The sequence below is a fragment of the Streptomyces sp. ISL-1 genome (assembly GCF_018614585.1).
Lineage (GTDB): Bacteria > Actinomycetota > Actinomycetes > Streptomycetales > Streptomycetaceae > Streptomyces > Streptomyces maoxianensis.
Map to the genome: position 1 here is coordinate 1 of NZ_JAGGOI010000037.1, position 22,635 is coordinate 22,635.

General features: G+C 69.7%; 17 protein-coding genes and 1 pseudogene. 17 read left to right on the forward strand and 1 reads right to left on the reverse strand.

All coding sequences use genetic code 11. The features are described from left to right. From J7E87_RS36230 to J7E87_RS26165, 15 genes and pseudogenes are all read left to right on the forward strand, one after another. Positions 1-221, forward strand: a pseudogene (locus tag J7E87_RS36230) (hypothetical protein); the annotation flags it as partial. 4 nt (positions 222-225) lie between these two features. Next, positions 226-2,157: a penicillin-binding protein 2 gene (locus J7E87_RS26100; protein WP_215096986.1), complete on the forward strand. Its 1,932-nt coding sequence runs from the start codon at positions 226-228 to the stop codon at positions 2,155-2,157. A 16-nt stretch (positions 2,158-2,173) separates the two neighbouring features. Continuing rightward, positions 2,174-3,874, forward strand: coding sequence for a UDP-N-acetylmuramoyl-L-alanyl-D-glutamate--2,6-diaminopimelate ligase (locus J7E87_RS26105; RefSeq protein WP_215096987.1), 1,701 nt, complete (start codon positions 2,174-2,176; stop codon positions 3,872-3,874). Continuing rightward, a complete protein-coding gene (murF, locus tag J7E87_RS26110; protein WP_215096988.1) occupies positions 3,874-5,268 on the forward strand; it encodes a UDP-N-acetylmuramoyl-tripeptide--D-alanyl-D-alanine ligase in 1,395 nt (464 codons plus the stop codon). Before J7E87_RS26105 ends, murF begins: the two co-directional genes overlap by 1 nt. Continuing rightward, positions 5,265-6,335, forward strand: coding sequence for a phospho-N-acetylmuramoyl-pentapeptide-transferase (gene mraY / locus J7E87_RS26115; RefSeq protein WP_215096989.1), 1,071 nt, complete (start codon positions 5,265-5,267; stop codon positions 6,333-6,335). The genes murF and mraY overlap by 4 nt, the downstream gene beginning before the upstream one ends. Further along, the gene (gene murD, locus J7E87_RS26120) at positions 6,317-7,753 is read left to right on the forward strand and encodes a UDP-N-acetylmuramoyl-L-alanine--D-glutamate ligase (protein ID WP_215096990.1); all 1,437 of its coding nucleotides are present in this window, start codon (positions 6,317-6,319) and stop codon (positions 7,751-7,753) included. The genes mraY and murD overlap by 19 nt, the downstream gene beginning before the upstream one ends. Positions 7,754-7,847: 94 nt before the next feature. Beyond that, positions 7,848-9,290, forward strand: coding sequence for a putative lipid II flippase FtsW (gene ftsW, locus J7E87_RS26125; protein WP_215096991.1), 1,443 nt, complete (start codon positions 7,848-7,850; stop codon positions 9,288-9,290). A gap of 6 nt (positions 9,291-9,296) precedes the next feature. Further along, positions 9,297-10,391: an undecaprenyldiphospho-muramoylpentapeptide beta-N-acetylglucosaminyltransferase gene (gene murG / locus J7E87_RS26130; RefSeq protein ID WP_215096992.1), complete on the forward strand. Its 1,095-nt coding sequence runs from the start codon at positions 9,297-9,299 to the stop codon at positions 10,389-10,391. A gap of 15 nt (positions 10,392-10,406) precedes the next feature. Beyond that, on the forward strand, positions 10,407-11,213 hold the full coding sequence (locus J7E87_RS26135; RefSeq protein ID WP_215096993.1) for an FtsQ-type POTRA domain-containing protein: 807 nt from the start codon (positions 10,407-10,409) through the stop codon (positions 11,211-11,213). Positions 11,214-11,492: 279 nt separating this feature from the next. After that, complete coding sequence (gene ftsZ, locus J7E87_RS26140; RefSeq protein ID WP_215096994.1) at positions 11,493-12,707, forward strand: cell division protein FtsZ; 1,215 nt, start codon at positions 11,493-11,495, stop codon at positions 12,705-12,707. Beyond that, positions 12,704-13,444, forward strand: a complete 741-nt coding sequence (pgeF, locus tag J7E87_RS26145) for a peptidoglycan editing factor PgeF (protein WP_215096995.1) — start codon at positions 12,704-12,706, stop codon at positions 13,442-13,444. The genes ftsZ and pgeF overlap by 4 nt, the downstream gene beginning before the upstream one ends. Beyond that, positions 13,441-14,160 (forward strand): YggS family pyridoxal phosphate-dependent enzyme, encoded by a 720-nt coding sequence (locus tag J7E87_RS26150; RefSeq protein ID WP_215096996.1) that lies wholly within the window; start codon positions 13,441-13,443, stop codon positions 14,158-14,160. The genes pgeF and J7E87_RS26150 overlap by 4 nt, the downstream gene beginning before the upstream one ends. Positions 14,161-14,284: 124 nt before the next feature. Beyond that, complete coding sequence (locus J7E87_RS26155; protein ID WP_215096997.1) at positions 14,285-14,890, forward strand: cell division protein SepF; 606 nt, start codon at positions 14,285-14,287, stop codon at positions 14,888-14,890. A 70-nt stretch (positions 14,891-14,960) separates the two neighbouring features. Next, entirely contained in the window at positions 14,961-15,251 is a 291-nt protein-coding gene (locus tag J7E87_RS26160; RefSeq protein ID WP_215096998.1) for a YggT family protein, read from the forward strand. Between the two features lie 54 nt (positions 15,252-15,305). Then, positions 15,306-16,397, forward strand: coding sequence for a DivIVA domain-containing protein (locus J7E87_RS26165; RefSeq protein ID WP_215096999.1), 1,092 nt, complete (start codon positions 15,306-15,308; stop codon positions 16,395-16,397). A 402-nt stretch (positions 16,398-16,799) separates the two neighbouring features. Here J7E87_RS26165 and ileS read toward each other — a convergent pair whose 3' ends face one another. After that, positions 16,800-19,937: an isoleucine--tRNA ligase gene (gene ileS / locus J7E87_RS26170; RefSeq protein WP_215097000.1), complete on the reverse strand. Its 3,138-nt coding sequence runs from the start codon at positions 19,935-19,937 to the stop codon at positions 16,800-16,802. 571 nt (positions 19,938-20,508) lie between these two features. Between ileS and J7E87_RS35975 the strand changes: the two genes are divergently transcribed. Next, entirely contained in the window at positions 20,509-22,008 is a 1,500-nt protein-coding gene (locus tag J7E87_RS35975; RefSeq protein ID WP_215097001.1) for a TraR/DksA C4-type zinc finger protein, read from the forward strand. Positions 22,009-22,067: 59 nt separating this feature from the next. Beyond that, complete coding sequence (lspA, locus tag J7E87_RS26180) at positions 22,068-22,634, forward strand: signal peptidase II (RefSeq protein WP_215097002.1); 567 nt, start codon at positions 22,068-22,070, stop codon at positions 22,632-22,634. Position 22,635: the final 1 nt, after the last annotated feature.

Here is a 22,635-nt window from a genome sequence, read left to right on the forward strand (position 1 = left end):
GCACCGCGACCCCGGCCCCGTCCGGCACCACAACCGCCGCGCCTCCGGCCGGCACGCCCCCGGTCACCACGCCCCAGGCCACCCCGCCCCCTGTCGCGCCGCAGTCACAGCAGTCCGTGCCCGCGCCCGGCAGCAAGCCCGCGCCCCCCGCGCCCCCCGCGCCCACCGGGGGGCCGTCGAGCCCGCCCGCGAATCCGACCCCTACGACCCCCGGCAGGTGACGCAGTGCCCCACAAGGAACCTCCACGCCGCCGGGTGCCAGGACCTGCCCGACGGCCGGCCGCGCGCCCCGCGCCCCGCCGCCCGCGCCCCGGCGCGCGCACCATCAGGCTCGGCAGCCCCCGCCCCCGGCTGCGCCTGGTCAGCCTCGGACTGACCCTGGTGATGCTGGCGTTCGTCGTACGCCTCCTCCAGGTGCAGGCCTTCGACGCGAGCGCGTACGCCGCCAAGGCGGAGAAGAATCGCTACCTCAGCCACAAGCTCACCGCGGAGCGGGGCGAGATCACCGACCGGGCCGGCATCGCCCTGGCGACCAGCGTCGACGCCTATGACATCACCGCCGACCCCGAGCTCTTCACGCCGAAGGAGAGCAAGGCTCCCGACGCGCCGGAACAAGCGGCCGCGCTGCTCGCCCCGATCCTCGGCAAGGACGCCGCCGAACTCGCCAAGAAGCTCAATACCCCGGGGTCCCGCTACACCGTGCTGGCCCGCCGCCAGACCCCGCAGGTCTGGAACCAGATCAAGGACCTGAAGGGCGTCTTCGCCGAGAAGGCCTTGGCCGACCAGCGCAAGGGGGGCCCCGGCGCCAATGTGCTGCTCGGCGTCTTCCAGGAGCCCAGCAGCAAACGCGTCTACCCCAACGGCGATCTCGCCGCCGGGATACTGGGCTTCGTCAACGCCGACGGCCGCGGAGGCGGCGGCGTGGAGTCCATGCTCGACAAGTCCCTCGCCGGCCAGGACGGGCAGCTCACCTACGCCCAGGCCGGCGGCCGCCGGGTGCCCACCGCGGGCTCCCGTGAGGTCCCCGCCGTCCCCGGTTCCGACATCGAGCTGACCATCGACCGGGACATCCAGTGGGCGGCCCAGGAGGCCATCACCGATCAGGTGAGGAAGTCCAAGGCCGACCGCGGCTACGTGATAGTGCAGAACACCCAGACCGGCGAGGTTCTCGCCATGGCCAACGCGCCGGGCTTCGACCCCAACGACCTCACCCAGGCCAACTCGGCCGCCATGGGCAACGCCGCACTCCAGGACGCGTACGAACCGGGCTCCACCGCGAAGGTCATGTCGATGGCCGCCGTGCTGGAGGAGAAGGCCGCCACGCCCAGCACGCACGTCGTCGTCCCCAACCGGCTGCACCGCGGCGACCGGCTCTTCAAGGACGACATCAACCACCCGACCTGGTACCTCACGCTCAACGGCGTACTGGCCAAGTCCAGCAACATCGGCACCATCCTGGCCACCGGCCAGCTCGGCAGGACGCAGGCCGCGGCCAACGCGGTGCTCCACTCGTATCTGCGCAAGTTCGGCATCGGCAGCCCGACCGGTATCGGTTATCCGGGCGAGACGCCCGGCATCCTCGCCAATCCGCGGGACTGGTCCACCTCGCAGCAGTACACGATCCCCTTCGGCCAGGGACTCTCCCTCAACGCCATGCAGGCGGCCTCGGTCTACTCGACGATCGCCAACGACGGCGTACGCATCGAGCCCACGCTGATCCGCGGCACCAAGGGTCCCGACGGCCGCTTCACCCCCGCGCCCGCCCCCGAGAAGACGCGCGTCGTCAGCAAGCGGACCGCCAGGACGCTCGCCACCATGCTGGAGTCGGTCGTCGACGACCGGGAGGGCACCGGCACCAAGGCCCGTATCCCCGGCTACCGCGTCGCGGGCAAGACCGGCACGGCCAACCGCGTCGACCCGAAAACGGGCCGCTACAGGGGCTACACCGCCTCCTTCGCCGGCTTCGCGCCGGCCGACAAGCCACAGATCACCGTCTACTGCGCCATCCAGAACCCGACCAAGGGCAGCTACTTCGGCGGCCAGATCTGCGGCCCGATCTACCAGAAGGTCATGCAATTCGCACTCAAGACCCTCAAGGCCGCCCCGACCGGCGCCGACCCCGCCAGGCTGCCTGTCAGCTTCAAACCCGGCCAGTGACCCGGAGGAACCACCAGTGACAACGATCACCTCCGATTCCGGGAACCAGCCGGTTCACCGCACCGGACAGGGCCCCTCACTTCGCCCCGGGCCGGGTGCGCCCGGTACGCTCACCGCCGTGTCACATGCTGATCAGTACCGAACCGCCCAGCAGGACGCCCCCGCGAAACAGTCGGGAGCGCCCCGTCCGGACCGGCCCCGCCCGACATCGCTCGGGGAGCTGGCCGCCCGGCTGGGTGCGAAGGCTCCCAGTCCCGACGAGGTCACTGGTGAGGTCACCGGCATCACCCACGACTCGCGGGCGGTACGCCCCGGTGACGTGTACGCCGCCCTGCCCGGCGCCCGCCTCCACGGCGCCGACTTCGTCGCGCAGGCCGCGGACCTCGGGGCGGCCGCGATCCTCACCGACCCGACGGGCGCCGAGCGCGCCGCGGCGACCGGCCTGCCGGTTCTGGTCACCGAGAACCCGCGCGGCCGCATGGGCGAGCTGGCAGCCGAGATCTACGGACAGCCCGGCGATGCCCTGCTCCAGATCGGCATCACCGGCACCTCCGGCAAGACCACGTCGGCGTATCTCGTCGAAGGCGGGCTGAAAGCGGCGGGCCGCAGCACCGGCCTGATCGGCACGGTCGAGATGCGGATCGGCGACGAGCGCATCAAGTCCGAGCGCACCACTCCCGAAGCCACCGACCTCCAGGCTCTGTTCGCGGTCATGCGCGAGCGCGGCGTCGAGGCGGTCGCCATGGAGGTCTCCAGCCACGCCCTTGTGCTGGGCCGGGTCGACGGCTGCGTCTTCGATGTCGCCGTCTTCAACAACCTCAGCCCCGAGCACATGGAATTCCACTCCGGCATGGAGGACTACTTCCAGGCGAAGGCGCAGCTGTTCACGCCGAAGCGGAGCAAGCTCGGCGTCGTCAACTTCGACGACGAGTACGGCCGCAGACTGGTCAAGGAGGCGTCCGTCCCGGTCACCACCTTCTCCGCGGAGGGCCACCCGGACGCCGACTGGCGGGCCGAGAACGTTGAGATCAGCGTGGTTGGCTCCACGTTCACCGCGGTCGGCCCGGACGGCGAGCGGATCCGCGCCGCGGCCCCGCTGCCCGGCCCGTTCAACGTCGCCAACACCCTGGCCGCCGTCGTCACCCTCGCCGTCGCCGGGATCGACCCGCAGACCGCCGCCGACGGCATTGCCGCCGTCCCCGGCGTACCGGGCCGCCTGGAGCGCGTCGACGTGGGCCAGCCGTATCTCGCCGTCGTCGACTATGCCCACAAGACGGACGCCGTCGAGTCGGTCCTGCGCTCCCTGCGCAAGGTCACCGAGGGCAAGGTGCACATCGTCCTCGGCTGCGGCGGCGACCGGGATGTCACCAAGCGCGGCCCGATGGGCGCCGCCGCCGCACGTCTCGCCGACACCGCCGTACTGACCTCCGACAACCCCCGTGGCGAGGATCCTCTCGCGATCCTCGCCGCGATGCTCGCCGGCGCCGCCGAGGTGCCGATCCACGAGCGCGGCGACGTCCTGGTCGAGGCGGACCGGGCCGCGGCCATCGCGGCGGCCGTCGCCCGCGCGCAGCCCGGCGACACGGTGCTGATCGCCGGCAAGGGCCATGAGCAGGGCCAGGACATCGCCGGCGTGGTCCGCGCCTTCGACGACCGCCAGGTCCTCCGCGCCGCCATCGAGAACGCTGAAATCCATAAAGACAGTGGGATGAAGTAGTGATCGCCCTCTCCCTCGCCGAGATCGCCGCAATCGTCGGCGGGCAGCCGTGCGACATACCGGATCCGGCCGCGCGCGTCACCGGCCCCGTCGTCATCGACTCCCGCGCGGTGCGGCCCGGCAGCCTCTTCGCAGCCTTCGCCGGCGAGCGCGTCGACGGACACGACTACGCCGAGCGCGCTGTCGCGGCGGGTGCGGCAGCAGTGCTGGCCACCCGCCCCGTCGGCGTACCCGCGATCGTCGTCCCCGACGTCACCGCCGCCCTCGGCGCCCTCGCGCGCTTTGTCGTCGAGCGCCTCGGCACCACCGCGATCGCGCTCACCGGCTCGTCCGGGAAGACCAGCACCAAGGACCTCCTCGCCCAGGTCCTCCAACGCAAGGGCCCCACGGTCTACCCGGCTGGCAACCTGAACAACGAGATCGGTCTGCCGCTGACCGCGCTGCGGGCCGCCGAGGACACCGAGCATCTCGTCCTCGAAATGGGCGCCCGTTACATCGGCGACATCCGCTACCTCACCGGCCTCGTCCCGCCGAAGGTCGGCCTCGTACTGAACGTCGGCACCGCCCACATCGGCGAGTTCGGCGGCCGCGAGCAGATCGCCGAGGCCAAGGGCGAGATCGTGGAGTGTCTGCCGAAGGACGGCGTGGCCGTCCTCAACGCCGACGACCCTCTCGTACGCGCCATGGCGTCCCGCACCAAGGCCCGGGTCGTCCTCTTCGGAGAGGCCGCGGACGCCGACGTACGCGCCGAGAATGTCCGGCTCACCCAACTAGGACAGCCTGCCTTCACGCTCCAAACCCCCACCGGGTGCAGTGACGTGACCATGCGGCTGTACGGTGAGCACCACGTGTCGAACGCGCTCGCCGCGGCCGCCGTCGCCCATGAGCTGGGCATGTCCGTCGACGAGATCGCCCTCGCGCTCTCCGAGGCGGACACCCTCTCCCGCTGGCGCATGGAGGTCACCGAGCGTCCGGACGGCGTGACGATCGTCAACGACGCCTACAACGCGAACCCCGAGTCCATGCGAGCCGCTCTTCGCGCGCTCGCGGCCATGGGCAAAGGGCGCCGTACGTGGGCGGTGCTCGGCCAGATGGCCGAACTCGGCGACGAAGCGCTCGCCGAGCACGACGCGGTCGGACGGCTCGCCGTCCGACTCAACGTCAGCAAGCTCGTAGCAGTCGGGGGCAGGGAAGCGTCCTGGTTGCAACTGGGCGCTTATAACGAGGGTTCGTGGGGTGAGGAGTCGGTGCACGTGTCCGACGCGCAGGCGGCGGTCGACCTGTTGCGCAGTGAACTGCGTCCGGGAGACGTCGTGCTGGTGAAGGCTTCCAGATCAGTCGGTCTGGAGAGGGTCGCACAGGCGCTTCTCGAGGGTGAGGGTGCCGTCCGATGAGGCAGATCCTCTTCGCGGGAGCCATCGGGCTCTTCCTGACCCTGGTCGGTACCCCGCTGCTGATCAAACTCCTGGCCCGCAAGGGATACGGGCAGTTCATCCGGGACGACGGCCCGCGCAGCCACGGCAGCAAGAAGGGCACGCCCACCATGGGCGGCATCTCCTTCATCCTGGCCACGCTGATCGCGTACGCCCTGTCCAAGGTGATCACCGGCGAGGACCCGACGTTCTCGGGTGTGCTGGTGCTCTTCCTGATGACGGGCATGGGCCTGGTCGGCTTCCTGGACGACTACATCAAGATCGTCAAGCAGCGCTCGCTCGGGCTGCGGGCCAAGGCGAAGATGACCGGACAGCTGATCGTCGGCATCGCCTTCGCCGTGCTCGCGCTGCAGTTCGCCGACAGCCGCGACCAGACACCCGCCTCCACCAAGCTGTCGTTCATCACGGACTTCGGCTGGTCGATCGGACCGGTGCTGTTCGTCGTCTGGGCGCTGTTCATGATTCTCGCGATGTCGAACGGCGTGAACCTGACTGACGGTCTGGACGGCCTTGCCACCGGCGCTTCGGTGATGGTCTTCGGCGCGTACACCTTCATCGGGCTCTGGCAGTTCCAGGAGTCCTGCGCCAACGCGGTGACGCTGACCAACCCCAATGCCTGCTTCGAGGTACGCGATCCCCTCGACCTCGCGGTCGTCGCCTCCGCCCTGATGGGCTCCTGCTTCGGCTTCCTGTGGTGGAACACCTCTCCCGCCAAGATCTTCATGGGGGACACCGGGTCGCTCGCACTCGGCGGAGCACTCGCGGGTCTGGCGATCTGCTCCCGTACGGAGCTCCTGCTGGCCCTCCTCGGCGGACTGTTCGTCCTGATCACCATGTCCGTGGTCATCCAGGTCGGCTCCTTCAAGATGACCGGTAAGCGGGTCTTCAGGATGGCGCCGCTCCAGCACCACTTCGAACTCAAGGGGTGGTCGGAAGTCCTTGTGGTGGTCCGGTTCTGGATCATCCAGGGCATGTGCGTGATCGTGGGTCTGGGCCTCTTCTACGCGGGATGGGCAGCCGACAAGTGAGCACCTGGCAGGGCAAGAAGGTCACCGTCGCGGGGCTGGGCGTGAGCGGCATCCCCGCCGCCCGGGTGCTGCACGGCCTCGGCGCCGTCGTCACGGTCGTCAACGACGGGGACGACGAGCGCTCCCGTGCGCAGGCGGCCGAACTGGAGGCGGAGGGCATCACCGTCCGCCTCGGCGACGGTGCGACCCTGCCCGCCGGGACCGAACTCATCGTCACCACGCCCGGCTGGAAGCCGGACAAGCCGCTCTTCGCGGCCGCCGCCGAGGCGGGCGTCCCGGTATGGGGCGACGTCGAACTGGCCTGGCGGCTGCGGGGGCGGGACGGCAGAAAAGCGGCGCCCTGGCTCGCGGTGACCGGCACCAACGGCAAGACCACGACCGTACGGATGCTCGCCTCGATCCTCGAGGCCGCGGGCCTGCGCACAGCGGCCGTCGGCAACATCGGCGTCTCGCTGCTCGACGCGGTCCTCGGCGACGAGACGTACGACGTACTCGCCGTCGAGCTCTCCAGTTACCAGCTGCACTGGGCGCCTTCGCTGCGCGCCCACTCCGCCGCCGTGCTCAACATCGCGCCGGACCACCTCGACTGGCACGGCTCCATGGAGGCGTACGCCGCCGACAAGGGCCGGATCTACGAGGGCAACACCGTCGCCTGCGTCTACAACGCCGCCGACAAGGCGACGGAGGACCTGGTGCGCGAGGCGGACGTCGAGGAGGGCTGCCGGGCGATCGGCTTCACCCTCGCCGCGCCGGGGCCCTCGCAGCTCGGAGTCGTCGACGGAATCCTGGTCGACCGCGCCTTTGTCGAGAACCGGCAGCAGCAGGCCCAGGAGCTCGCCGAGGTCGCGGACGTCAATCCGCCGGCTCCGCACAACATCGCCAACGCGCTGGCGGCCGCGGCGCTGGCCCGTGCGTACGGCGTCGCGCCCGCCGCCGTACGAGACGGACTGCGCGCCTTCCGCCCCGACCCGCACCGCATCGAGAAGGTCGCCGACGTCGCCGGTGTCGCGTACATCGACGACTCCAAGGCCACCAACACCCATGCCGCCCAGGCGTCCCTGGCGGCCTACGACCCGATCGTGTGGATCGCCGGCGGCCTGGCCAAGGGCGCGGCCTTCGACGAACTCGTCGAGCGGTCGGCCAAGCGCCTTCGCGGCGCCGTACTGATCGGCGCGGATCGCGCGCTGATCCGCGAAGCCCTGGCGCGACACGCCCCGGAGGTCCCGGTCGTCGAGCTCGACCGGACAGACACTGGGGCGATGTCGGCGGCGGTCCTGGAAGCAGCGCGGCTCGCCCGGCCGGGGGACACGGTTCTGCTGGCCCCGGCCTGCGCCTCGATGGACATGTTCACCAACTACAACAAGCGAGGCGAGGCGTTCGCGGACGCCGTCCGCGCACTCGCCGCCGAGCCCGCCTGACCGGCGCCGCCCGGCCCCCGCGCCCTGCCGAGCATCCCGGGGCCGCCCGGGAATCCGGCGGCCGCGCCAGGCACGACTGGAGGGGACAGCGACCATGCCGGCCGACGACACCGCCCCCGTGGCCGGGGGCTTCGCATGGGGGTCCCCCCATGCCCCTTGGGGCGTAGGGGAAGGAGCCAAGGTCGGCCCGGCCCCCGTCATCGCCGGGCTCGCGCTGCGCAGCCGGGCCGGGGGAGCCGTGCGACGGGCGTCCGCAGCCGGTGGAGCGGCCCGAGGGCCCAGCGATCCGCGTACGCCCCGGAGCAGCGGCGTACGACGGCTGTACGAGCAGGCACGCCGTACCTGGGACCGCCCGCTGACCGGCTACTACCTGATCCTCGGCAGCAGCCTGCTGATCACCGCGCTCGGTCTGGTGATGGTCTACTCCGCGTCGATGATCAAGGCGCTCGAGCTCTCGCTCCCGGCCTCGTACTTCTTCCGCAAGCAGTTCGTCGCCGCCGTCCTCGGCACCGGACTGCTGCTGCTCGCGTCCCGGATGCCGGTCAAGCTCCACCGGGCGCTGGCCTACCCGCTCCTGATGGGCACCGTCTTTCTGATGGTGCTGGTCCAGATCCCCGGGATAGGGCATGCGGTCAACGGCAACCAGAACTGGATCTACCTCGGCGGGCCGTTCCAGCTCCAGCCCAGTGAGTTCGGCAAGCTGGCGCTGATCCTGTGGGGCGCCGACCTGCTCGCCCGTAAACAGGACAGGCGGCTGCTGACCCAGTGGAAGCACATGCTCGTGCCGCTGGTCCCGGTCGCCTTTCTGCTGCTCGGCCTGATCATGCTCGGCGGCGACATGGGTACGGCGATCATCCTCACCGCGATCCTCTTCGGACTGTTGTGGCTGGCCGGAGCGCCCACCCGGCTCTTCGCGGGGGTGCTGGCCATCGCCTCTCTCGTGGGTGTCATGCTCATCAAGACCAACGAGAACCGGATGTCCCGGCTCTTTTGCGTCGGCGCGATCGACCTCGGCCCTCAGGGCGAGTGCTGGCAGGCCGTCCACGGCATCTATGCTCTTGCCTCCGGCGGATGGTTCGGTTCAGGCCTCGGTGCAAGTGTGGAAAAATGGGGTCAACTCCCCGAACCCCACACCGATTTCATCTTCGCCATCGCGGGGGAGGAACTGGGTCTGGCGGGGACGCTGTCGGTGCTCGCCCTCTTCGCGGCTCTAGGCTATGCGGGTATCCGCGTGGCCGGACGCACGGAGGACCCCTTCGTGAGGTATGCCGCGGGAGGCGTGACCACCTGGATCACGGCGCAGGCCGTGGTCAATATTGGTGCGGTGCTCGGCCTGCTGCCGATCGCCGGTGTCCCGCTCCCGCTGTTCTCCTACGGAGGATCGGCCCTGCTGCCGACCATGTTCGCGGTCGGGCTGTTGATCGCCTTCGCGCGGGAGGAACCCGCCGCGAAGGCGGCCCTGGCCATGCGGAGGCCCGGGGTGAGATGGAAGACGATGAGGCGGCGCGTCAAGAAGCGTCCGTCCGGAGAGCGGTGAATTTCGGTGCATGTCGTACTCGCCGGTGGGGGGACCGCCGGCCACATCGAGCCCGCGCTCGCCCTCGCGGACGCCCTGCGCAGGCGGGACCCGGCCGTAGGAATCACGGCGCTGGGCACGGAGAAGGGACTCGAGACCAGGCTCGTGCCCGAGCGCGGCTACGAGCTGGCGCTCATTCCCGCCGTTCCGCTGCCACGCAGGCCCACCCCTGAGCTGATCACCGTCCCAGGACGGCTGCGCGGCACCATCAAGGCCGCCGAGCAGATCCTGGAGCGTACGAAGGCGGACTGCGTGGTCGGCTTCGGCGGCTATGTCGCGCTGCCCGGCTATCTGGCCGCCAAGCGGCTCGGTGTGCCGATCGTGGTCCACGAGGCCAACGCGCGCCCCGGCCTGGCCAACAAGATCGGCTCGCGGTACGCCGCGGGTGTGGCCGTCGCGACGCCGGACAGCAAGCTGCGTAACTCCCGTTACATCGGCATCCCGCTGCGTCACACCATCGCCACCCTCGACCGCGCCCGTATGCGCCCCGAGGCCCGTGCCGCCTTCGGCCTGGACCCCAACCTGCCCACGCTGCTGGTCTCCGGCGGCTCGCAGGGCGCCCGCCGCCTCAACGAGGTGATCCAGCAGATCGCGCCGGTGCTTCAGCGCTCCGGCATCCAGATCCTGCACGCGGTCGGCCCGAAGAACGAACTGCCGCGCGTGGACAACATGCCGGGGATGCCGCCCTACGTCCCGGTACCGTACGTGGACCGGATGGACCTCGCGTACGCCGCGGCCGACATGATGCTCTGCCGCGCGGGTGCGATGACCGTCGCCGAACTCTCGGCCGTCGGGCTCCCCGCCGCGTACGTACCGCTGCCGATCGGCAACGGCGAACAGCGGCTGAACGCCCAGCCGGTGGTGAAGGCCGGCGGGGGACTGCTGGTCGACGACGCCGAACTGACCCCCGCGTGGGTCCAGGGCAACGTCCTTCCGGTGCTCGCCGATCCGCACCGGCTGTACGAGATGTCCCGTGCCGCCGCCGAGTTCGGCCGCAGGGACGCCGACGACCTGCTCGTCGGCATGGTGTACGAGGCGATCGCTGCACGCCGCCAGGCGTAAGAAGGGCAGGGGAGCGTGGCCGGACCGACCACCGCCGAACGCGGGGCGAGCAAGTCCCCTGGCGGGGGCGCGGGGTCGGCCCGCCCGCCCCGCCAGGGCGCCCCGACCCGTCGGCTGCGCCTGCCCGGTCGCCGCGCGCTGCTGATCTCCGCCGCCGCGATTTTGCTCATTGCGGGCGGAATCTGGGTGCTTTACGGCTCCCAGTGGCTGCGTCTGGAGCGCGTCACGACCTCTGGCACCGAGGTTCTGACACCTGAAGAGGTGAGGGCCGCGGCCGCTGTCCCGATCGGTTCGCCGCTGATTTCCGTCGATACGGACGCCATTGAGGCCCGACTCAGGCATAAGCTGCGCCGTATCGACTCGGTGGATGTCGTTCGGTCATGGCCGGACGGGATCGGTCTGAAAGTGACCGAGCGAAAGCCCGTGTTGCTTATCGAAAAGGGCGCAAAGTTCATCGAAGTGGACGCGAAGGGCGTCCGGTTCGCCACGGTGGACAAGGCCCCCAAGGCTGTTCCACTGCTCGAATTGACGGTGGAGCAGTCCCCGAGTCTGCGTCGTTTCGGCGCGGACCGACTGCTTGCCGAGGCGGTACGCGTCCGGGGTGAACTCCCCGGTGAAGTCGTCGCGGAGACGAGAGCCGTCACAGTCCGCTCGTATGACTACATCACCGTGGAGTTGAGCCGGGACCGTACGGTTGTCTGGGGCAGCGCGGAGGACGGCGACGCGAAGGCGCGCGCGCTCACCGCACTGATGAAAGCCGCGCCAAAAGCCCGGCACTTCGACGTCAGCGCGCCCACCGCCCCTGCCGCATCAAGGAGTTGACGACCAAATTTGCTGGCCAGCACCCTGGTTGGTCAGCGCAACGGCTGATCACATAGGGTGAAAAGAAAAACGGGAGGTTCGGCGTGTTCGTTGAACGGGCGCCACTTGTCGACTTAGTGTCCTGTTCGGAAGAGTCCAGCGAACACACACACTGGTAACCCTAAACTTCAACGTTAGGGTTTGGGTCGGCGTTTCGGACCGTCCCATCGGCATCCGTCGTCGCGGCGCGGCAACCAACGCGAAGCGACGACACGTAACTCGAGGCGAGAGGCCTTCGACGTGGCAGCACCGCAGAACTACCTCGCAGTCATCAAGGTCATCGGTGTCGGCGGCGGTGGTGTCAATGCCATCAACCGAATGATCGAGGTCGGTCTCAAGGGCGTCGAGTTCATCGCGATCAACACTGATGCGCAAGCCCTGTTGATGAGCGACGCCGACGTCAAGCTCGACGTCGGTCGTGAACTCACCCGCGGCCTGGGGGCCGGAGCCAACCCCGCAGTCGGTCGCAAGGCGGCAGAGGACCACCGTGAGGAGATCGAGGAGGTCCTCAAGGGGGCCGACATGGTCTTCGTCACCGCCGGCGAAGGCGGCGGCACCGGAACGGGCGGCGCACCCGTCGTCGCCAACATCGCGCGCACACTGGGAGCCCTCACGATCGGCGTGGTCACCCGCCCGTTCACCTTCGAGGGCCGCCGCCGCGCCAACCAGGCGGAGGACGGCATCGCTGAACTCCGTGAAGAGGTCGACACCCTCATCGTGATCCCGAACGACCGCCTGCTGTCCATCTCGGACCGCCAGGTGAGCGTGCTGGACGCCTTCAAGTCCGCGGACCAGGTACTGCTTTCGGGTGTCCAGGGCATCACCGACCTGATCACCACCCCCGGCCTGATCAACCTCGACTTCGCCGACGTCAAGTCCGTGATGTCCGAGGCGGGATCGGCGCTCATGGGCATCGGCTCGGCCCGCGGCGACGACCGCGCGGTGGCCGCAGCCGAGATGGCGATCTCCTCGCCGCTGCTCGAGGCATCCATCGACGGCGCCCGCGGGGTGCTGCTCTCCATCTCCGGCGGCTCGGACCTCGGTCTCTTCGAGATCAACGAGGCGGCCCAGCTGGTGAGCGAGGCCGCCCACCCCGAGGCCAACATCATCTTCGGCGCGGTCATCGACGACGCCCTGGGCGACGAGGTACGGGTCACGGTCATCGCGGCCGGCTTCGACGGCGGACAGCCGCCGACCCGACGGGAGACGGTTCTGGGCTCCAGCGCGGGCAAGCGCGAGGACCCGCCGGCCGCTGGGTCGTCCCGCTCCATGGATACCTCGCGTTCGTCCGGCCTCGGCACCGTGCCGACCCGGGAGGAGACCTCGGCCCCGGCCGAGTCCGCTCCGGTCGCGAACGACCTGAACTCCCCGGCCTCCAGCCACGCTGTCCCGCCGGCCCGTCCGTACCAGGACAGTCAGGCCGAAGAGCTGGATGTCCCGGACTTCTTGAAGTGACAGTGCGGCACGACGCGATACACGAGAACGGCGCGCACTTCGCCTTCACCGACAGGTGGGGCGGGGTGAGCGCCGTTCCGTACGAGGAGCTCAACCTCGGCGGAGCGGTCGGCGACGACCCCGCGGCCGTTATGACCAACCGGGCGATCGCCGCGAAGGAACTGGGGCTCGACCCGGACGAGGTCGTCTGGATGAACCAGGTCCACGGCAAGGACGTGGCCGAGGTTTTCGGGCCGTGGGGCGAAGGCCCGACTCCGCCGGTGGACGGTCTGGTCACCGCTCGGCGCGGGCTCACCCTCGCCGTACTGACCGCGGACTGCACTCCCGTACTGCTGGCCGATCCGGTCGCGGGCGTGGTGGCCGCCGCGCACGCGGGCCGTCCCGGGATGATCGCGGGCATCGTGCCCGCGGCCGTCGAAGCGATGAAGTCGCTGGGCGCGGAGCCGGACCGGATCATCGCCCGCACCGGACCAGCCGTCTGCGGACGCTGCTACGAGGTTCCCGGGCAGATGCGGGCAGAGGTGGCCGCGATCGAACCGGCGGCCTGGTCCGAGACCAGCTGGGGCACCCCGGCCGTCGACGTCACCGCCGCAGTCCACTCCCAGCTCGAAGCGCTCGGGGTACGGGACCGGCAGCGCTCGCCGGTGTGCACACTGGAATCGCGGGACCACTACTCGTACCGCCGCGACCGCACCACGGGGCGGCTCGCCGGATATGTCTGGCTGGAAGGCTCATGAAGGACCGCAGAACCGAACTCGCCGACGGTCTCGTGGCAGTGGAGGAACGTATCGTCTCCGCCTGCGCGGCCGCCGGTCGCAAGCGGGAAGAGGTGACCCTCATCGTGGTCACAAAGACCTATCCGGCGAGTGATGTGCGACTGCTCCATGAACTCGGCGTGCGTCATGTGGCCGAGAACCGTGACCAGGACGCAGCACCGAAGGCCGCGGCCTGCTCGGATCTGGACCTCCACTGGCACTTCGTCGGGCAGTTGCAGACCAATAAGGTCCGTTCCGTGGCGAGTTATGCCGATGTGGTGCAATCTATCGACCGACTCAAACTCGTCACCTCCCTGTCCGCCGCCGCGGTTCGCGCGGAGCGCGAGCTCGGCTGCCTGATCCAGGTGGCGTTGGACGCGGAGTCGGGTGAGCGGGGGGACCGCGGCGGCGTCGCGCCGGACGGCATCGACGAGTTGGCCGCCGCGATCGACGGTGCACCGGGACTGCGGCTGGACGGTCTGATGACTGTCGCGCCGCTGGCCGGGCCGTATGCGGAACAGCAACAGGCGGCGTTCGAGCGGCTGATGGAATTGTCATCCAGCCTGCGCGCCGGGCATCCGGCTGCGAACATGGTGTCAGCAGGGATGAGTGCGGACCTCGAACAAGCAGTGGCGGCCGGAGCGACACATGTACGCGTCGGCACTGCGGTACTCGGAGTCCGACCCCGGCTCGGGTAACGTCGCGAAGAAAGTCGGACCACAGCAGAAAATATGGTCATTCCCGCCCAAAGCGGGCAGGCCGAGTGGATCGCGGGCACTTGGTGACGAATGCCGATCCACCACAGAGCGGAGGACTCAGAGAATGGCCGGCGCGATGCGCAAGATGGCGGTCTACCTCGGCCTCGTGGAGGACGATGGATACGACGGCCGGGGTTTCGATCCCGATGACGATTTCGAACCCGAGCCGGAGCCGGAGCGGGATCACCGACGGCACCAGCCCCCGCACCAGGTGGAGCGGGAGGAGCCGGTGCGGGTGATGCACCCGCCCGCGCAGCGCGAGCCGCTTCCGCTTCCCGCTGAAAGTGGACGTCCGGCGCGAATCGCCCCCGTGGCATCCATCACACCTGAACGTCCGAACCTGGAGAAGAACGCACCGGTGATCATGCCCAAAGTTGTCTCCGAGCGGGAGCCTTACCGCATCACCACGCTGCACCCGCGGACCTACAACGAGGCCCGTACCATCGGGGAACACTTCCGCGAGGGCACCCCGGTGATCATGAACCTCACGGAGATGGACGACACCGATGCGAAGCGACTTGTCGACTTTGCCGCGGGACTCGTCTTCGGTTTGCATGGCAGCATTGAGCGGGTGACGCAGAAGGTGTTCCTGTTGTCGCCTGCTAACGTCGATGTCACGGCGGAGGACAAGGCCCGCATCGCAGAGGGCGGGTTCTTCAACCAGAGCTGAGAGGCACGACACCGGAACGACCCGGCCGCAAGGCCGGACTTACGAGAGCCAGGGGAGAGGGAAGCACGGGATGGGCGTCGCACTACAGGTGGTTTACATCGCGCTGATGTGCTTCCTCATCGTGCTCATTTTCCGGCTGGTCATGGACTACGTCTTCCAGTTCGCCCGCTCATGGCAACCCGGCAAGGCGATGGTGGTCGTTCTGGAGGCCACCTACACTGTCACCGATCCACCGCTCAAGCTTTTGCGGCGGTTCATTCCGCCGCTGCGTCTCGGGGGCGTGGCACTCGACCTGTCCTTCTTCGTTCTGATGATCATCGTCTACATCCTGATCTCCATCGTGAGCAGCTTGGGGAATTGATGTGAACGATACGGTCTTGCCGACTGCCGACGACTACGTAGAGGTGAAGAAGAGATGCCGCTGACTCCCGAGGACGTGCGGAACAAGCAGTTCACGACCGTCCGCCTTCGAGAAGGCTATGACGAGGACGAGGTCGATGCCTTCCTCGACGAGGTCGAGTCCGAGCTGACCCGCCTGCTCCGCGAGAACGAGGACCTGCGCGCCAAGCTGGCGGCGGCGACTCGTGCGGCCGCGCAGAACCAGCAGCAGCAGGGCATGCGCAAGCCGCCGGAGCAGCAGGACGGCCGAGGACCGGGTGCACCGGTGCCCGCCGCCATATCCGGACCGCCGGTCCAGCAGCAGCCCCCGCAGATGGGTCCCCCCCAGCTGCCCGGTGGTGCTCCGCAGCTGCCCGCCGGTCCCAGCCACGGCGGTCCGCAGGGCCAGCACGGCCCCGGCCCGATGCAGGGCGGTCCCATGGGTGGCCCGATGGGCGGCCAAATGGGCGGCCACATGGGCGGTCACGGTCCGCAGATGCCGCAGCAGGGCCCCGGCGGCGACAGTGCCGCTCGGGTGCTCTCGCTGGCGCAGCAGACCGCCGACCAGGCGATCGCGGAGGCCCGTTCCGAGGCCAACAAGATCGTCGGCGAGGCGCGCAGCCGCGCCGAGGGCCTGGAGCGCGACGCCCGCGCCAAGGCGGACGCTCTTGAGCGGGACGCCCAGGAGAAGCACCGCGTCGCGATGGGCTCCCTGGAGTCCGCGCGTGCCACGCTGGAGCGCAAGGTCGAGGACCTGCGAGGCTTCGAGCGCGAGTACCGCACGCGGCTGAAGTCGTACCTGGAGAGCCAGCTGCGTCAGCTGGAGACCCAGGCGGACGACTCGCTGGCTCCGCCGCGCGGTCCGTCCGCTCCGTCGCTGCCGTCGGCCCCGTCGATGGCTCCGGCCGGTGCGGGTGCGATGGGGCACACCATGGGCGGCAACCAGTCGATGGGGCAGCCGATGGGCGGCAACCAGTCCATGGGCGGCGCTCCGTCGTACGGCGGCCAGCAGCAGATGTCCCCGGCGATGACCCAGCCGATGGCACCGGTGCGGCCGCAGGCTCCGCAGCCGATGCAGCAGGCGCCTTCGCCGATGCGCGGGTTCCTGATCGACGAGGACGACAACTGACGGCCGGTCGCGCGTATCGCGCGTAGCCGTCGGCAGGCTGAAGGGCCGGGCCCGGGACATGACGTCCCGGGCCCGGCCCTTTGCCGTGTCCGGGGGCGATGAGGTCCGCGGGGCGCTGCGCGGGACCTTTCCCTGCCCCGCCCGCGGGTCTGGGGGGCAAGCCTCCAGACCCGGTACGGCCTTCGGCCGTGTCCTCAATCGCCGGACGGGCTGCAGAAGCAGCCTCGCCGACGATTGAGGCGTGGGGCCCCCACGCCGCCGGGGCGCAAGGGGAGGCTCTGGGGCGGAGCCCCGGTTCGGGATGGGGGTACGTCCCACGGCCGCCAGGCCGTAGGGGGAGGGCGGGTCGGGGAAAACAAACGGGCCCGGCCACCAGCGTGGCCGGGCCCGTCGTCCGGTGGCTTACGCCTTGCGGAGGCGGAACGCCAGGGCGAGGCCCTCGTCCGTGAACGGGGATCCGTAGGTCTCGTCACCGGCTCCCGTGGCGAAGTCCGTCGCCAGGACCTCGTCCGCGATCAATCCCGCGTGCTCCGTGAGCGCCTCGACAGTGGACGGGTCCGTGGAGGACCAGCTCACCGCGATGCGGTCCGCGACGTCCAGGCCGCTGTTCTTGCGCGCCTCCTGGATCAGGCGGATCGCGTCACGCGCGAGGCCCGCGAGCCGCAGCTCCGAGGTGATCTCCAGGTCGAGCGCGACCGTCGCACCCGAGTCGGAGGCCACCGACCAGCCCTCGCGCGGGGTCTCCGTGATGATGACCTCTTCCGGGGAGAGGGTGACTGTCTCCGCGTCGACCTCGACCGTCGCCGTGCCCTCGCGCAGGGCCAGCGAGAGCGCGGCGGCGTCGGCCTCGGCGACCGCCTTCGCGACCGCCTGGACGCCCTTGCCGAAGCGCTTGCCCAGCGCGCGGAAGTTGGCCTTCGCCGTGGTGTCGACGAGCGAGCCGCCCACCTCGGAGAGCGAGGCGAGGGACGAGACGTTCAGCTCCTCGGTGATCTGCGCGTGCAGCTCGGGGGAGAGGGACTCGAAGCCCGCCGCCGCGACCAGTGCCCGGGACAGCGGCTGGCGCGTCTTGACCCCGGACTCCGCGCGGGTGGCACGGCCCAGCTCCACCAGGCGGCGGACCAGCGCCATCTGGGAGGACAGGGTGGGGTCGATGGCGTCCAGGTCGGCCGCCGGCCAGCTCGACAGGTGGACCGACTCCGGGGCGTCCGGCGTCACCGGCACGACCATGTCCTGCCAGACCCGCTCCGTGATGAACGGCGTGAGCGGGGCCATGAGGCGGGTCACAGTCTCAAGGACGTCGTGCAGCGTACGCAGCGCGGCGGCGTCGCCCTGCCAGAAGCGGCGGCGCGAGCGGCGTACGTACCAGTTGGACAGGTCGTCGACGAAGGCCGACAGGAGCTTTCCGGCCCGCTGGGTGTCGTACGACTCCAGCGCCTGGGTCGTCTGGTCCACGAGCGCGCCCAGCTCGCTCAGCAGCCAGCGGTCCAGGACCGTGCGCTCCGCCGGGGCCGGGTCCGCCGCGGACGGCGCCCAGTTGGACGTGCGGGCGTACAGGGCCTGGAAGGCCACCGTGTTCCAGTACGTCAGGAGGGTCTTGCGCACGACCTCCTGGATCGTGCCGTGGCCCACCCTGCGCGCGGCCCACGGGGAGCCGCCGGCCGCCATGAACCAGCGGACAGCGTCCGCGCCGTGCTGGTCCATCAGCGGGATCGGCTGAAGGATGTTCCCCAGGTGCTTGGACATCTTGCGGCCGTCCTCGGCGAGGATGTGGCCCAGGCACACCACGTTCTCGTACGAGGACTTGTCGAAGACCAGCGTGCCCACGGCCATCAGCGTGTAGAACCAGCCACGCGTCTGGTCGATGGCCTCCGAGATGAACTGCGCCGGGTAGCGCTTCTCGAAGAGCTCCTTGTTCTTGTACGGATAGCCCCACTGCGCGAACGGCATGGAACCCGAGTCGTACCAGGCGTCGATGACCTCGGGGACGCGCGTCGCGGTCTGCCGGCAGGTCGGGCACGGGAACGTGACATCGTCGATGAACGGACGGTGCGGGTCCAGCGCCGACTGGTCCGTGCCGGTCAGCTCGGTCAGCTCGGCGCGCGAGCCGACGCACGTGAGGTGGTTCTCCTCGCAGCGCCAGATCGGCAGCGGCGTACCCCAGTAGCGGTTCCGCGACAGCGCCCAGTCGATGTTGTTGTTCAGCCAGTCGCCGTACCGGCCCTGCTTGACCGAGTCCGGGATCCAGTTGGTGTTCTCGTTCTCCTCGAGCAGCCGGTCCTTGATGGCCGTGGTGCGGATGTACCAGGACGGCTGCGCGTAGTAGAGCAGCGCGGTGTGGCAGCGCCAGCAGTGCGGGTAGCTGTGCTCGTACGGGACGTGCCTGAAGAGGAGCCCGCGGGTCTGCAGGTCGTCCACGAGGGTCTCGTCGGCCTTCTTGAAGAAGACGCCGCCGACCAGCGGGACGTCCTCCTCGAAGGTGCCGTCGGGGCGGACCGGGTTGACCACCGGCAGGCCGTACGCGCGGCAGACCTTGAGGTCGTCCTCACCGAAGGCGGGGGACTGGTGAACCAGACCCGTACCGTCCTCGGTCGTCACGTACTCGGCGTTGACGACGTAATGCGCCGGTGAAGGGAACTCGACCAGGCCGAAGGGACGGTCGTACGTCCAGCGCTCCATCTCGGCGCCCGTGAAGGACTGTCCGGTGGTCACCCATTCCTCGCCCAGCGCCTTCTCGAGCAGCGGCTGCGCGACGACGAGCTTCTCCTCGCCGTCCGTCGCGACGACGTACGTGACCTCGGGGTGCGCGGCGACGGCGGTGTTGGAGACGAGGGTCCAGGGAGTCGTCGTCCACACGAGGAGGGCCGCTTCGCTGGCCAGCGGGCCGGAAGTCAGCGGGAAGCGCACGAAGACGGACGGGTCGACGACCGTCTCGTACCCCTGCGCCAGCTCATGGTCCGAGAGGCCGGTGCCGCAGCGCGGGCACCACGGGGCGACGCGGTGGTCCTGGACCAGCAGGCCCTTGTTGAAGATCTCCTTCAGCGACCACCAGACCGACTCGATGTACGACGGGTCCATGGTGCGGTACGCGTCGTCGAGATCGGTCCAGTAACCCATGCGGGTCGTCAGCTCGGCGAACGCGTCCGTATGCCGGGTCACCGACTCACGGCACCTGGCGTTGAACTCCGCGATGCCGTACGCCTCGATGTCCTTCTTGCCGGAGAAGCCGAGCTCCTTCTCGACGGCGAGCTCGACCGGCAGACCGTGGCAGTCCCAGCCGGCCTTGCGGGCGACGTGATAGCCGCGCATGGTGCGGAAGCGAGGGAAGACGTCCTTGAAGACCCGGGCCTCGATGTGGTGCGCACCGGGCATGCCGTTGGCGGTCGGCGGGCCCTCGTAGAACACCCACTCGGGACGGCCCTCGGACTGCTCGAGGCTCTTGGCGAAGATCTTGCTCTCGCGCCAGAAGTCGAGCACGGCGTGCTCGAGCGCGGGCAGGTCGACCTGGGCGGGCACCTGGTTGTACTGGGGTGGCGTCATCGGCGAGCTCCTCCAACGGACAATGTCTGTTCCGTCGGAGGGACGAGAGCGCGTGCTCCCGCGGTACCACCCTCCTTGGCCCGCCGACCGTGCCGGTGAGCCCCCTCATTGGGGTCGCGATGCCGGGTCTAGTCGCCCACGGTCGTGCTGCGGGCTTTCTTCCGACGGCTCAGGGGTGATGCTTCACCTCGTGCTCGCCCCCGGGCTCTCACCGTCCCCGGGTCGCTCATGGCTGCGTACGAAGCTACTCGTCCCCATCCACGCCTTTCGCATCGCCCAGTGTACGGGCCCGTACGGGAGGCGGCCGACCGGTTTTCACCGGACCGGGCGCGGGCCGGTTCGCGGAGTGGGCGGTTGCCCCGAATGGCCATACGGCCCCGGCCAGGTCCGGCTCCGCCCGAGTGGCGGATTACCGGGCGGGGAGCTGGGCACAACGGATGCAGGTTCGCCTTGTCGCAGGCCGGAGCGGGCCGAAACGGCGGCGTGCCCCGTTTGCCCCGGGGCTGGTGTCGATTTATCGTCCCAGCACCGACTCGCGAGCAAGATCACAATATGTGAAGGGGCCGCGGCCATGGTGGCGAAGAAGACCGCCGAGAAGACGGCGTCCGCAGGATCCACGGCCGTTGACGCCGCGGCGAGGGATGCGAGCGGCAAGAAGGACACCATCGTGAAGAAGGCGGCGGCGAAGAGGGCCGGGAAGAAGTCGTCGGCGGCGACGGCGACGGTGAGGAAGATTTCGGCCGCGCACGCCCCCATGGACGAGGCCCCCGCCGGGACGGCAGGAGCCAGGAGGGCACCGCCCCGGAAGTCAGCGACGAGGAAAGCCCCCGCGGACGAGGCCCCCGCCAGGCCGGCAGGCGCCGAGAAGGCACCGCCCCGGAAGGCGACGGCGAGGAAAGCGACCGCCGACAAGGCACCCGCCAGGCAGGCAGGGGCCAAGAAGGCACCGCCCCGGAAGACAGCGACGAGGAAAGCCACCGCCGACAAGGCACCCGCCAGGCAGGCAGGGGCCAAGAAGGCACCGCCCCGGAAGACAGCGACGAGGAAAGCCACCGCCGACAAGGCTCCCGCCAAGGCAGGCGCCAAGAAGGCACCGCTCAGGAAAGCAGCTGCGAAGCAGGCCACCCCGAAGAAGGCCACTGCGACGAAGAAGGCGACCCCCACGAACACGACCGCGACCGAGACGAAGTCCGTGCAGACGACCGCGAGGAAGGCCGTGGCCACCAAGGCCACGGCCAAGAAAGCCGCGAAGAAGGCGCCGGCGAAGAAGACCACCCCGAAGGACGCGACCACTCCGAAGGCCGCGACCACCAAGAGGGCGACCCCCACGAAAACGGCCGCGAAGAAGAAGGCGACCGGCAAGGGCGCGACCACCGAGGTCGTGACCTCGAGGAAGACGACCGCCAAGGACGCGACCGCCAAGACCGCCACGGTCGCGGACGAGACCGCCGTGCCGGCGGCCCAGGCGCCGCCGGTGAAGAAGGCACCTGCGAGGAAGGCCGCGGCCAAGAAGGCCGCGAAGAAGGCCGCAACCGCGGCCAAGGGGGCGGCCCAGGCCGCGAAGAAGACAGGAGCCAGGACGGTGGGAGCGAAGAAGACCGCGGGTGGGGCATCGGCAGCCGGCGAGAGCGCGGTGGCGGTGCCCACGACAGGTACAGCGGCCGCGACAGTGCCGGGGGAGCTCGCCGTACGGCCCGGCGAGGCCCCATGGACAACGGAGGAGGTCACCGAAGCGCGTGCCGGGCTGGAGAGCGAGGTGATCCGGCTGACGATCGAGATCAGCTCCTCGGAGGAGTCGCTGGTCGGTCTGATGCGGGACTCCGGGGACGGCGCGGGCGACGACGACGCCGACACCGGGACCAAGAACATCACGCGCGAGCACGAGATGGCGCTCGCCGCCAATGCGCGCGAGATGCTGGAACAGACCGAGCGCGCTCTGCTGCGGCTGGACGCCGGGACGTACGGGCTCTGCGAGATCTGCGGCAAGCCGATCGGGAAGGCCCGTATGCAGGCTTTCCCGCGCGCCACACTGTGCGTGGAGGACAAGCAGAAGCAAGAACGGCGAGGCTGACTCCGTACGTGTGTGCCGTACCCTCGTGCTCAGTCAGGCACCTAGGTTGAGGGACTCACGTGGCAGAGGCGGAGCGCACCATCGGTACGTCGGATTCAGTGGGCGCCGACGAGGCTGCGGCGCCCGCCGAGCAGCCCAAGGGCAGGCGGCGGATCGCTGTGCTGTTCACTGTTGCGCTCGTTGCCTACCTGGCGGATCTGGGCAGCAAGATGCTCGTGGTGGCCAAGCTGGAGCACCACGAGCCGATCGAGATCATCGGAGATCTGCTGAAGTTCGAGGCGGTACGGAACGCGGGCGCCGCGTTCGGTATCGGCGAGGCCTTCACGGTGATCTTCACCTGCATCGCGGCTGCGGTGATCGTCGTCATTGCCCGGCTGGCGCGCAAGCTCTACAGCCTGCCGTGGGCGATCGCCCTCGGTCTGCTGCTCGGCGGTTCGCTCGGCAACCTCACCGACCGGATCTTCCGGGCGCCCGGGGTCTTCGAGGGCGCGGTCGTCGACTTCATCGCACCCGCGCACTTCGCGGTCTTCAATCTCGCCGACTCCGCGATCGTCTGCGGCGGGATCCTGATTGTGATCCTGTCGTTCAAGGGGCTGGACCCCGACGGGACCGTCCACAAGGACTGAC